Source organism: Pseudoalteromonas sp. APAL1, from assembly GCF_021532475.1.
Classification (GTDB): domain Bacteria; phylum Pseudomonadota; class Gammaproteobacteria; order Enterobacterales; family Alteromonadaceae; genus Pseudoalteromonas; species Pseudoalteromonas lipolytica_C.
In genome coordinates, this window is sequence record NZ_JAKGAW010000014.1 from 83143 (window position 1) to 96251 (window position 13109).

At 41.5% G+C, this 13109-nt stretch carries 12 protein-coding genes; 7 read left to right on the top strand and 5 right to left on the bottom strand.

What is annotated here, in order from left to right:
- Positions 1-66 precede the first annotated feature (66 nt).
- On the bottom strand, positions 67-837 hold the full coding sequence (locus tag L1264_RS09270) for a DeoR/GlpR family DNA-binding transcription regulator (protein ID WP_135923060.1): 771 nt from the start codon (positions 835-837) through the stop codon (positions 67-69).
- A 155-nt stretch (positions 838-992) separates the two neighbouring features.
- Between L1264_RS09270 and L1264_RS09275 the strand changes: the two genes are divergently transcribed.
- Entirely contained in the window at positions 993-1520 is a 528-nt protein-coding gene (locus L1264_RS09275; protein ID WP_199527162.1) for a sugar O-acetyltransferase, read from the top strand.
- A 405-nt stretch (positions 1521-1925) separates the two neighbouring features.
- Here L1264_RS09275 and L1264_RS09280 read toward each other — a convergent pair whose 3' ends face one another.
- From L1264_RS09280 to L1264_RS09295, 4 genes are all read right to left on the bottom strand, one after another.
- Positions 1926-2372 carry an REP-associated tyrosine transposase gene (locus L1264_RS09280; RefSeq protein WP_138558984.1) on the bottom strand — a complete coding sequence of 149 codons (447 nt, stop codon included), beginning with the start codon at positions 2370-2372 and terminating at the stop codon, positions 1926-1928.
- A gap of 329 nt (positions 2373-2701) precedes the next feature.
- Positions 2702-5098 carry an ABC transporter permease gene (locus tag L1264_RS09285; protein WP_199527161.1) on the bottom strand — a complete coding sequence of 799 codons (2397 nt, stop codon included), beginning with the start codon at positions 5096-5098 and terminating at the stop codon, positions 2702-2704.
- A gap of 1 nt (position 5099) precedes the next feature.
- The gene (locus tag L1264_RS09290; protein WP_063700769.1) at positions 5100-5801 is read right to left on the bottom strand and encodes an ABC transporter ATP-binding protein; all 702 of its coding nucleotides are present in this window, start codon (positions 5799-5801) and stop codon (positions 5100-5102) included.
- An 11-nt stretch (positions 5802-5812) separates the two neighbouring features.
- Positions 5813-7066, bottom strand: a complete 1254-nt coding sequence (locus tag L1264_RS09295) for an efflux RND transporter periplasmic adaptor subunit (RefSeq protein WP_199527160.1) — start codon at positions 7064-7066, stop codon at positions 5813-5815.
- A 230-nt stretch (positions 7067-7296) separates the two neighbouring features.
- Between L1264_RS09295 and L1264_RS09300 the strand changes: the two genes are divergently transcribed.
- The 6 genes from L1264_RS09300 (at position 7297) to L1264_RS09325 (ending at position 12976) form a co-directional block, all read left to right on the top strand.
- On the top strand, positions 7297-8700 hold the full coding sequence (locus L1264_RS09300) for a sigma-54-dependent transcriptional regulator (protein ID WP_199527159.1): 1404 nt from the start codon (positions 7297-7299) through the stop codon (positions 8698-8700).
- A gap of 3 nt (positions 8701-8703) precedes the next feature.
- Complete coding sequence (locus tag L1264_RS09305) at positions 8704-10008, top strand: sensor histidine kinase (RefSeq protein WP_199527158.1); 1305 nt, start codon at positions 8704-8706, stop codon at positions 10006-10008.
- 85 nt (positions 10009-10093) lie between these two features.
- On the top strand, positions 10094-10633 hold the full coding sequence (locus L1264_RS09310; protein WP_199527157.1) for a hypothetical protein: 540 nt from the start codon (positions 10094-10096) through the stop codon (positions 10631-10633).
- A gap of 118 nt (positions 10634-10751) precedes the next feature.
- Entirely contained in the window at positions 10752-12029 is a 1278-nt protein-coding gene (locus tag L1264_RS09315; protein WP_235403912.1) for a LysM peptidoglycan-binding domain-containing protein, read from the top strand.
- Between the two features lie 96 nt (positions 12030-12125).
- Complete coding sequence (locus tag L1264_RS09320) at positions 12126-12842, top strand: hypothetical protein (RefSeq protein ID WP_199527155.1); 717 nt, start codon at positions 12126-12128, stop codon at positions 12840-12842.
- Positions 12839-12976: a hypothetical protein gene (locus L1264_RS09325; protein ID WP_199527154.1), complete on the top strand. Its 138-nt coding sequence runs from the start codon at positions 12839-12841 to the stop codon at positions 12974-12976. Before L1264_RS09320 ends, L1264_RS09325 begins: the two co-directional genes overlap by 4 nt.
- The last annotated feature ends 133 nt before the right edge of the window (positions 12977-13109 follow it).

Here is a 13109-nt window from a genome sequence, read left to right on the forward strand (position 1 = left end):
TTTACTTTGGGCGGTATGTGTTGTCATAAATTTAATGTAATAAGGTGTTGTCGGTCTTATTACGGGTTATTCAATTTCTGCACAGATCAGCTGTACACCACACGCTTTTATCGCCTCGCGTTTATCTTCGCTTAGGTTGTTGTCTGTGATAACCGTGGTCACACGCTGCCAAGGCAGTTCTAAATTAGGAATTCTTCGGCCAATTTTTTCTGACTCTACCAGCACCACAACTTCACGAGCAGCTTCAGCCATCACCTGGCTAAGCCCAACTAATTCATTGAAGGTTGTAGTACCTCTATCAACATCAATGCCATCGGCACCAATAAAGAGTTGGTCAAAGTCGTAAGAGCGAAGAACATTCTCCGCGACTTGACCCTGAAACGATTCTGAATGCGGATCCCAGGTTCCCCCGGTCATCAAAAGTGTTGGCTCATTTTCTAATGAAAGCAGCCGGTTAGCGACATTTATAGCATTTGTCATCACCACTAAACCGCGCTTACTCGCAAGCTCGGGGATCATTGCCGCTGTAGTGCGGCCACTATCAATTATGATGCGGTTATGATCTTTAATAAGCTTTGCAGCTGCCTTTGCGATTGCCATTTTGCGAAGCGAGTCGCTTTTCTCGTTGCTATTTGCAACGATTTCTTGCGGCAGTGCAATAGCGCCCCCGTAACGGCGTAGCAACAAGCCACTTTTTTCAAGGGCTGTCAGATCTTTACGTATCGTCACTTCAGAAGTTTGAAACTGCTCAGCTAACGCTTCAACAGCAACTTCACCGAGTTCATTTACTTGGCTTAAGATTGTATGGCGACGTTGTTGAGTGTTTCGTTTTGTCATAAAGTGAATCACATAAGTTTCGTTTCGAAAGTTGTGAGATTTTAAACGAAACAATATAAATGGCAAGTGAATGATCGTTAACCTACACAGCTTTAATTTTGATCTTCATCACCAACACGCTAAGCTATTAGCAAATATAACCATGAACATACCCGATGAAAGAGTTTAATAGCCTCGATAAGTCCGTACTCGAACAACGAAAAAATGCCCATGAAGTTTGTCGTTTATTTGCCAAAAGCCCAAGTAAAGGTAACTTAAAACGACTAAAAGGCATGTTTGCTCAGTGTGGCGAACAGGTTGTTATAGAAGCAGGTTTTCATTGTGATTATGGCAGTGGTATTAAAATAGGTGATCGAACCTTCATAAATATTAACTGTACTGTGCTCGATGCGCCGCTATCTGATGCGCAAATTACGATAGGCGATGACTGCTTAATAGGCCCTAATGTGCAAATTCTTGCAGTATCGCATGCGGTAAACCCTACTGAGCGTTTAGCAAAAGCTAATTTTGTAGCGCCGATTAACATTGGCAACAATGTATGGATTGGTGCAAGCGCTATTATACTTGCGGGTATTAAAGTTGCTGATAATGCCGTGATTGGCGCAGGGGCAATAGTTACCAAAGATGTCGCGGCAAATACCCTAGTAGCAGGTAACCCTGCGGTGAAGGTTAAAGAACTTTAACCCTATATTTACGCTAAAGCACGTCCTACGCAGGTCATCATTTATGGTGGCACAAAATACATATTTATGCGCTAAAGCACGTCCTACGCAGGCCATCATTTATGGCGACAAAGAATACATATTAACGCGCTAAAGCACGTCCTACGTAGGTCATCATTTATGGTGGCAAAGAATACATAATAACGCGCTAAAGCACGTCCTACGCAGGTCATCATTTATGGTGACAAAGAATACATAATAACGCGCTAAAGCATGTCCTACGTAGGTCATCATTTATGGTGGCAAAGAATACATATTAACGCGCTAAAGCACGTCCTACGTAGGTCGCCATTTATGGTGGCAAAGAATACATAATAACGCGCTAAAGCACGTCCTACGTAGGTCGTCATTTATGGCGACAACCAATCACAAGAAAACAGAATTCCAATATGGATAACTACCTAAATTATCAACTAGCTTTTTTCGCAAAGGGTTTGCTGCGATATATCTGGCTACAGCTATTCTACTTTCTTCTTCACGTAGTGCATGGTCATAGTAAGCAGGTTGCCACACCGTTTGCGAAAAACTACGTCTCTTATTTATCTCTCTAGCAGAAAGACCTTTTAGATGACCAACTGTTTTACCCAAGCTACTATCGCTAAGCCTTAATAAACCATGAAAATGATCAGGCATAAGAACCCAAGTTAACCAGCAACATTGATGTATTAATTCATTTATTTCAATACACCTACAAAATACTTTTGCTAAGTTATGATCACTGAACAGTGCTTTTCTGTTATGGCAGTTGAACGTTATGAAATATTCACCTGATTGAATTGAAACTCGTCCTTTCTTTAGATGACTCCAGCTCATGAAAAATCCTTTTTCATAAAATTGTAGAACATTAAATATAGTAGATTAACGCGCTAAAGCACGTCCTACCGTAGGTCGTCATTTATGGCGACAAAGAATATATATTAACGCGCTAAAGCACGTCCTACGCAGGTCATCATTTATGGTGGCAAAGAATACATACTAACGAGCTGAAGCACGTCTTACCGTAGGTCGTCATTTATGGCGACAAAGAATACATATTAACGCGCTAAAGCACGTCCTACGTAGGTTGTCATTTATGGCGTCGTATTTAAAACTAAAAAAGCCCAGCTGTATTGCTGGGCTTATCGTTGACAGTTAGTTAACTGTTATTCATATCGTAAGATAAGTGATGGTCTGGTGCTTGCGGCCTTGAAGGCTAAACTTGCAACGGTAACCCAGGTAATCGCGGCCACCGCGGCGGCGGCAACTAAATACACCCATACAGCTTGTTCAATGCGGTCATTAAAGTTTGCTAACCAATCACCAACTAACAAGTAAGTCACTGGATACGCAATAGCAATACTTACCGCCACCAGCACTAAGAACTCTTTAGCAATAATATTGACGATACTGATGCGAGATGCACCTAGCACTTTTCGAACGGCCACTTCTTTTTGACGACGCACTGTTGCAAACGAAGCCAAACCAAAGGTACCTAAACAAGTTAAGAACACTGCAAGGCCGGTAAAGATTAAAACCACATTCGAAATTCGCTCATCACCTTTTAACAGAGTTTTGTAGTTGTCTGCGAGTAAGTTAATTTTTGGCTCATAGATATTGGCTGAGCTTGCTAATACTTCAGCGATCTGAGCTTTAATGTAAGGCAAGTTTTGCTGATCAATCGTTAAAATTAGTTCTGATACAGGTGATAAAAAGTTAAAGCCACATAAGAACATAATATTCGAGTTGGCATCTTTAGCATTACCTACTTTTACATCTTCAACCACTCCCACAACACGCATATCTACGCCACGACCTGAGTCTTTAATTACCTTACCAATAATGTCACTCATGTTAGTGTAACCCGCTTGCCTTGCGACCGATTCAGTCACAATGGTGCCCGTACTTGTTACTCCATTTTCACGGCTTGCCCAATCACCAGCAAATTCACGACTAAAGTCACGACCAGCAACAAGTTTTAATCCTAGTGTTTTTACAACATCGTAGCTTGCGCCAACAACAGGCGTTAAGCTGCCAGACGCTTCACCATTTGGCCACGTTGGCATAAGTGTATTATTGATTGAAACAGTTAAACGGGTATCAATGACTGTTGTTTGCTGTACGCCTTGAATTGCACTAATACGGTTAACTAAGGCATTTTTTTCTTTTGTGAATACTTCGCCTACAGGTAGCTCTGAAATAACCAATCTTTGTGTCGTTTCATAGCCTAAAGGTAAGCTCTGTAAGTAAGTTAATTGCTTTAACAAGGTAATAGAGGCAATGATTAAACCTATTGCTAGTGAAGCCTGTAAGGTTAGTAAGCTCTTACGAACCCATATTGCAGTATTACCACGCTGTAAGTCTCCACTTAAAACGCGTTTTGCACTGAATGACGAAATAAAGAATGCAGGATAAAGCCCAGCTAATATGCCCACAGCAATTGCGACCACAATAATAGCAATGCCAAATTCAGAAGCATAATTCACGCCCAATTCGCGGTCTACTAGTTGGTTAAAGATTGGTAAAAATAGCTCCACTAAAGCACATGCAATCACCATTGAAAGCATTGATACCAATACAGATTCAGATAAAAACTGCGTTACTAACTGACCTTTACTTGCGCCAAGCGCTTTACGCACACCCACTTCTTTTGCACGTTTAGTCGATTGAGCGACGGTCATATTAATGAAGTTAAAACCTGCAATAAGAATCAGTAACACGCTTAAACCAACACAGATCATCACCACTTGTTTAGCACCACCCGCTTTCATCTCAAACGGTGATTTAGCCGTTAGGTGCAAATCAAGTAATGGATGCAGCTCTAAACTAACTTGCTCCAGCATCGAACCGCTAAAAAAGCGCTCTGTTAAGGTTTTAGCTAATGCATCTGTATCGGTGCCCTCTGCTAAACGCATATAAACATAACTACTGTTGATATCTATTTCGCTTGGATCATGCTTAACATAAACAAGGTTTTTAAAGGCAAAGTGAGTGTTGTCTGTTAAGTCTGCAAACACGGCACGCACTGTGTACTGTCCTTGTTCATGCGTAAGTGTTTCACCAATCACATCGGTGCGACCAAAAATGCGCAGTGCTTCTGATTCACTTAAAGCGAGACTATCTGGTGTACTCATTGCTGTTGTTAAGTCACCCGCCAGCGTTTTCAGATCAATGAAATTTTCAATATTTGCTGTAGCACCATATAAGGCATTTAACTTATAGCCTTGGTTGCGGTAACTCACATCCACCATGGCTTCACGGGTCAGCTCGACCATAGTTAATCCGAACACTTCTTCAACTTGGCTGTAATCTTCGGCCTGCTTTGACTGCACATAATTAAAAATAGGCACCACAGATAAACCGAGTTTTGAGAAGTCTTGGCCAACGCGATAAACACGCTCAGCATGAGGCTGTTGGCTATCGTACGAAAGCTCATTTTTTGCAAACAAAGCAACTAGAATTGCCGCAGCTAAGCCCACACTTAAACCCAGAACATTTAAAATAAAATGCTGCTTTTGGTTTTTAAACGCGCGCAGCGCGGTGATCAAATAACTTAAAATCATGTTATGCCACCTCTGCTGTTTGTTGAACACGGTTAGCTTTATCAACCATCACTTGGCCATCAAGTAAGCGCACCAAACGGTCAGCATAATTGCCTTCTTTTTCTGAGTGGGTAACCACAATTACCGTGGTACCTTCGCGATTTAGCTCACGCAGCATCGCCATGACTTCATCACCATTTTTTGAATCAAGGTTACCCGTAGGCTCATCCGCTAAGATGAGTTTTGGATTAATCACCAGAGCTCGGGCTACCGCTACACGTTGCTGCTGACCGCCCGATAGCTGCTGCGGTAAGTGATCTGCTCTATGGTCTATTGCAACACGTTTTAAAATTTCTTCTACTCGCTGTTTACGTTCACTTTTTGAGATATTTTGATACTGTAATGGCAGCTCAACGTTTTCAAATACTGTTAATTCATCAATTAAGTTAAAGCTTTGGAAAACAAAACCAATCGACGCTTTTCTAAGTGTCGCTAATTGCTTTTCACCAAACCCTGCGATGTCTTCACCTAAAAATTCAAAACTGCCTGCCGATGGCGAATCCAACATACCTAAAATAGAAAGTAATGTTGATTTACCACAGCCAGATGGCCCCATAATGGCAAGAAACTCGCCTTCGTTTACATGTAAGTTAATGTTATTAAGCGCTGTTGTTTCAACATCTTGAGTACGGAACACGCGTGATAAGTTAGTTAATTTAATCATTGTTTTTATCCTTAAAATTGTAGTTGTTGTGCTTTATCAAAGTTGCTGTAGCTAGAGGTGATCACGCGATCTCCGGCGCTTAGGCCACTCAACACTTCATAATAGTTTTGATTCTTTTTGCCAAGACGAATGTCTTTTCGTACTGCACGGTTGCCATCTTTTTCCATGACATAAACCCAGTTACCTCCTGAGCTGGTAAAAAATGCGCCGCGTTCAAGTAATAAAGCAGTGCCTTTGCTATCACCTAGCATCAGCTGCACATCAAGGCTTTGCCCACGTTTTATGTTGCTAGTGCCGTTTGGTAAATCGACTTCAACCTGAAACTGTGATTGCTGAACACGACTATCAATTTTGCTAACTGTTGCCGCAATTTCGCCTTGCTCATGTTCAATAAGCACTTGCATACCTGTTTGAACTTGGCTTAGGTAAAACTCATCTAGTCGCACAACTAGCTTGTATTCATTAGGAATATCAATCTGCCCTAGGCGAGCACCACGGCTTTTTGATTCACCTATTTCAACATCAAGCTCACTTAAATAACCATCAGCAGGTGCTGTTACGAGTAAGTTTTCAAGGTTCTTACGCGCAAACTGAAGGTTTTTCTCTAGCATGTCTGCACTGTCTTTTAACTGGGCTACTTGAACTTCACGAATGCTGTTTTCTTGCTTTTGACGCTCAAGGGTTAGTTCTTTTCGAGCTTTGTAATACGCTAAGTCTTCTTGAATTTCAAATAATTGCTCTTGTGCTAACACACCCGTTTTCACTAGCGGCTGAGTTTGTTTTAAGCGACGCGATAAATGCGTAATTTTAAGATCGATTTCAAGCAAATCACGGCGTAAGTTTAAACGGCTGGTTTCCATATTCATTTGCGTGTTACGTAAAAAGTTAAGCTGCTCAGTCACCTGTGCTTCACGGCTCATTACATCAAGCTGCAAGTTAGTATTGCTTAAACGCACAAGTGGTTGGCCTTTTTTAACAAACTCACCTTGCTCAACAAGTCGCTCTTCGACTTGGCCTCCGGCAATGGTGTCTAGATAAATTGTAGTGCGAGGCATAACCTGACCACGAAGACTTAAAGCATCAACAAATTCACCTTGTTGTACTGTGCTAATCGTTAAGCTTGTAGCGCTTACTTGCTGACTACGACCTGTTTGCTCAGTTTGCGTGAAACCATAAGCTGCTGCCGCAACAGCTAAACATGCTGCTGCAATTACTGATTTCTTAAAAAATGCTTTGTTATTTGAGCGTGTAATTTTCTTATCCATGTTGACGCCTTTAAGTTATCTAGGTGCTAATTACCTATAGATAAAACAACTCTTGTGCCAACTTTTATTTTCATTAAATTACAACAACTTATATTAAAACTAATAAAGGTGAATATAATTAAGTGTCCGCTTATAGAACACTTCAAAACCCATATATCGTCCATAAATGGACACTGTTACTATTTTCAATTAGTCTTAGTGTTCCCATAAAGGAATAATAATAAATAGCTATGAAACAAGCAGGATCAATTCTTATCGTCGATGATAACCCCGACATACTTATCGCCGCACGATTACTTTTAAAGCAGCATTATCAGGTTGTAAAAACCACAGATAACCCCTTTGATATCGAAGGTATCATTAACGCACAGCATGAAGCGGATCAGGCTATAGATATTGTGTTACTCGATATGAACTTCACGCAAGACTCAATTAGTGGCAAAGAAGGATTCTACTGGCTAAAAAAAATCATGAGCCAAGACGCTAACATTGCGGTACTGCTTATGACGGCCTACAGCGATATTCAGCTAGCGGTCGAAGCAATTAAGGCCGGTGCCTCTGACTTTATTGCCAAGCCTTGGCAAAATGAGCAATTACTCGGTGCTGTAGCAGCGGCATTTTCACACGCTAAAGACAAACAGCAAGTTGGTAAACTCACAAAGCAAAAACAAGCCTTGCAGCAGTCAATCGGCAATCAACCATTTGAGTTTTTAGGCCAAAGTGATGCCATGCAGCAGGTTTTTTCGGTAATCGACAAAGCAGCCAGCACAGATGCCAACATATTGATCAGTGGCGAAAGTGGCACAGGTAAAGAACTCACTGCCCATGCAATCCACAATGCAAGCCAGCGCCAAAACCAGCCTTTCATTAGTCTAGATATGGGCTCACTGGCCGAAAGCCTGTTTGAAAGCGAACTATTTGGCCATAAAAAAGGGGCGTTTACTGGCGCGAAGGAAGATCGCATTGGCCGATTTGAGCTTGCTCATGGTGGTAGTTTATTTTTAGACGAGCTAGGTAATTTACCGCTTAACCAACAAGTTAAACTACTTGCGGCACTACAAAACAGGCAAATAACACCGGTTGGTGGTTCTAAAGTCATCGATATTGATATTCGTTTGATCTGTGCAACGAATGAAAACCTCGAACAAGCAGTTACTGAAGGTAAATTTAGGCAAGACTTACTGTACCGTGTTAATACCGTAGAGATCCGTTTGCCAGCTCTGCGTGAGCGCAGTGAAGACATTCCATTACTGTGTAACTACTACTTGCAGCACTTTGCACATAAATACAAACGTGAGCTCTCGATTGCGGCATCTGATATGACACGTTTAAGCCAGTATCATTGGCCAGGCAATGTCCGTGAACTTGCCCATGCAATTGAGCGAGCAGTCATCCTCTCAGAAGGCTCAGAGCTCGATATAAGCTCAGTGATAAGCTCACCAAGTGCTGCTGTTAGTACAAGTGAGCTCCCTACAAGCGCCACTGACTACGACACTTTTGATCTCGAAATCATCGAGCAGAGAACCGTTCGTGCAGCTTTAAAGCATTTTCAAGGGAACGTGAGTCATGCAGCTAAAGCCCTCGGCCTAACACGCGGAGCCATGTATCGTCGTTTAGAAAAATACGGACTTTAATCGATGCGAAATTTTATTAGCTTAGCCGGCCTATTAGCTGCGCTAATTGGTTTATCAATTGCTTTGTTTTGGCAAGTAGAGCAAAGCGGGTTTTCTGCAATTTCGGCACTTTTAGTTATTTTAAATTTGGTATGTGCCGCGCAAATTTTTAATTTATTTAAACGCCAAACAAGGCGTGCAGATATGGTGTTTCGCGCTTTAGCGAATGGAGACAGCACATTAGGCTTTGGCGACCAACACCCTATGCAGCAGCAATTTGAGCAGGTTAAACAACAAATTCAGGCTGCGCGTTTTAATGCAGAGCAACAAGCCCAGTTCTTACAAGCGCTATTAATTCATATCGATTTAGCAGTATTAGTATGTGACGAACAAGGCACTATTATTGAAAGCAATCCGGCGGTCAGCCGTTTACTTGGACAAGCTGTAAAGCACATCGATGATTTAGGTGTAATAGCCAACCTAGTCCAAGACGCAAAGCAAAATAGCCGTAATACCGTGCCATGGCAAAATGGTGAGCAGCACGATACGTTATCTGTGCAGATCAGTATTGCCGAAATCCAAGGTAAAGTTCGTAAAGTGATCAGTTTGCAATCGATTCATGATCAGCTGCAATTAAAAGAGCAACAAGCTTATAAGCGCCTTACAAAAGTACTAACCCATGAAATTGCTAATTCGATTACGCCACTTTCTTCTTTAGCACAAACTTGTACGGCACTGCTGCCAACTGAGCTTAGTTTTGATGATCAGGAAGATAAACAAGACTTGCAACTCGCCCTAACAACACTCGCATCACGAACCGAGCATTTAGGGGAATTTATAGCGCAATTTAAAAAGGTTAGTAGCTTACCCGTCCCACACTTACAGCCACATATTCTGGCCGATCTTGCCAAGCAAGTTGTCGCTCTGCACTCACAACAAGCTAAGCAACTTAATATTACGTTGAATTTATCGGTGCAAAGCCAACAGTTAGTAATGATAGATAGAGGCCAAGTTGAACAAGTAATAATAAACCTGCTTACCAATGCCCTTGATGTCCTTAAGCAGTTAAATAGTCCAGAGTCAGCAAAGTGCATTGAAGTAAGCATTGCACAAAATGCTAATCAACAACTGTATTTAGAGGTCAGCGACAATGGTACAGGTATCAGCGATCATGTAATTGAGATGATTTTTGTGCCATTTTTTACTACCAAGCAACAAGGTTCAGGAATAGGCTTAAGTTTATCGCGCCAGATCATGCTCAATCATGGCGGCGATTTGGTATATATCAAACGTCAACAAGGAGCCTGCTTTCGCTGCGTGTTCGGTTAGCTTACACAGTTAGAACACTTACTTACAATTTGCTAAGGCGCTGTTTGGTATCATGTACCCATTAACGTTTAATGGACTAACCAATATGCGATACCTCGCCTTAGCACTGTTTTCATCACTTGCCTTTATTCCTACAAAAAGCTTTGCTGATATTTATGACAGCCCAGATATGAACCTGTTTGTTAAATCAGAGCATAATAGTACTGATTCAATCACCTCAGCCGGCATCGAATTTATGGCTAAAAATAACTACAGTAATTTTGGCGCAGCATTTACAACGGCACTAGGCTCAGCAGAAGTATTTACTAAAAAAGGTGATCGGGAGACATTTCTAACCTTAGATAGCGGCATCAAATTTGGCTATTTCAGTGACTTTTTTGTCTATGGCGAAGTGGGCTTAGATTTAATTGAGCTTGCTGTATACGACGACCGAGATGACCACGACTACAGCGACCGCTATGATGACGACCACAATAATATTGATGGCTATGTTGGTGTGGGTATGGGCGTAGACTCAAAGCCATTCAGAATAGAGATCTATGCCAGAGCCCGAGAAATAGACAGCCGTTATTGGGAAGCACAAAACCATGGTTACGCTGGGTTACAAGTTAGTATTTCGTTTTAATTTCAATTGGGTGAGTGAGTTAGCAAGCTGTTAATCTAATGGTCATTTTTAGCTCACCCTATGTTAAGCTTAGGCGCTTTAGTTTACCCGCACCTAAGTTAACGGAGTATTTTAATACGTGTTTTTAAATCGATTTTTAGGCCTTGTTGTTGTTTCTCTTATTGTAACAGGCTGTCAGACTGCCCCTGAGTCTCTCCCTGAAAAGAAGCCAATAATTAAGGCAAATCCAGGTACTGTGGTTGCAGAAGCTAAAACAGCACAAGTAGACGCGGTGACACCGCTAAAACCAAGTGAACTTGATGACGTATGGCAGCGTATTCGCATTCAATTACAGTTTAGCGATTCAAGTCATCCAGATGTGCAAAAGCGCATTGCTTGGTACCTTACTCATCCAAATTACATGGAAGAAATAAGCCGCCGTGCAGCGCCGTATTTGTATCATATCGTTACAGAAGTAGAAAACCGTGACTTACCAATAGAACTCGCTCTAATGCCGCTTATAGAGAGCGATTTCGATGCCTGTGCCTATTCGCACAAACATGCATCGGGTTTATGGCAACTCACCCCCTCAATCGCCAAATACTTCAAAGTAAAAATTACCCCTTGGTATGATGGTCGCCAAGATGTGATCGACAGCACCCGTGCAGCTTTGGATTTTATGGAATACCTTTATAAACGCTTTGATGGCGATTGGTATCATGCTATTGCTGCCTACAATATTGGTGAAGGGCGTGTATTACAGGCAATTGCTCGTAATAAAAAACAAGGTAAGTCGACGGACTTCTTTAGCTTAAAACTACCATCGCAAACCAAACAATACGTGCCTAAGTTACTAGCCGCAGCACAATTATTAAAGCACCAAAAAATGATATTCCCTGCTATTAAGAATGAGCAGGCAATTGCGACCTTACCAGTGACAGGTGCTGTGATCTTGGCAGATAAAGCGAAATGGCAAGAGCTTGAAGAGCTAAACCATGGTGTTATCCGATACCCAGCGGTGATTGATGCGCCACATATTGTGGTCCCAAAAGATCAGCAAGCAAGTTATCAAGCTCTATTAGCTAATCAAAAGAGCAATGATTATAGCCAGTGGCAACATTACACAGTTAAACGCGGTGATAGCTTAAGTGTGATTGCAAAGAACTATAAAGTAACAGTTAGCCAGCTGAAAACCTTCAATAACCTAAAAACAAACACCATTCGTATTGGTCAAAAACTGATATTGCCGCAATTAGCTGATCAACAAATCGAGTATAAGGTGAAATCTGGCGACAGCCTTTGGAAGATAGCAAAGCAATACAAAGTCAGTATCACTAAACTCAAACAATGGAATAATCTTTCAAGAGATAGCTTAAGAGTGGGTGAAAAGCTCACCGTATTTATCTCAAATAGTTAATCCCAAATCAGGGAGTTTTACTCCCTGCCTCTTTTATCTATCCAATTAAAGTTGTATCTTTATTAGTCTAGTCTATAAAAACAACTATTAAAAATTATGGATAATCAGCAACAGGACGTAAGCTGTTCAACAGTTGAATCAAAGCAAGACTCTAACGTTGAAGAGCAAACAAAAAACCCCCAGCAAAGCACTCAACCAGCCAGCAACCAGCGCAAGGCATGGTTTACCAACGAGCGGCTAAACCTATTTCTCGCACTATGTGCCATTATAATTTCAGCAGCCTCCTTTTATGCCACATACTTGCAAGCCAACGCCGCAGAACGACAAGTAAAAGCCGCAACCTGGCCATGGCTCGAAGTGATGACGGGGAATTTCAATGAAGAAAAAAATTATGAAGAAATCACTATCAACATTAAAAACTCAGGATCAGGCCCAGCCATTATTAAATACGTTAAATTCTTCCACGATGAAAAGTCGTATACAGAGATATTTGAAGTAATAAAGGACTGCTGCTTTGATATCTATGCTTACCAAGAGCAATTAAATAAGTTGCAAAATGAGTCACCAGAGATCAATTTCTTTGAAAAATTTGGTTGGTTGTATACCGGCGTTAGTAATAACCGATTATTAGCCTCAGGCGCTGAACTTAATCTTTTTGGTTTTAAGAAAACAGGCTTCAATGCAACTCAGTGGGACAAGGTAAATGACCAACGCTTTAATATCAAAACCGAGATCTGCTACTGCTCGTTGCTAGAACAATGCTACCTAAGCGATGGCCGCGGCGATGTGAGAGAAATACAGCAGTGTGAGTGACACCGAGCTTTCAGCAGTCAGCGATCAGCCGCGTGGTGGATATGTTTGGTGCTGCGTCTTCCTCTAACGAAGGTTCTAGGCAAAGTGTACTTGTAGGAATGGCTTTAGCCATGAATGTTTTTGTTATGGTCTGAATTCGGCACAGACTGTGTGAAAACTAATTTTTAATAAATTGTCTTGGGTATGTTCTTAGTTTGAAACCATTTAAGATGGTTGCGATCGATTTTTTCTCAGTATCGCAATTTTCTCCGCGCGAGCGAAACTGCT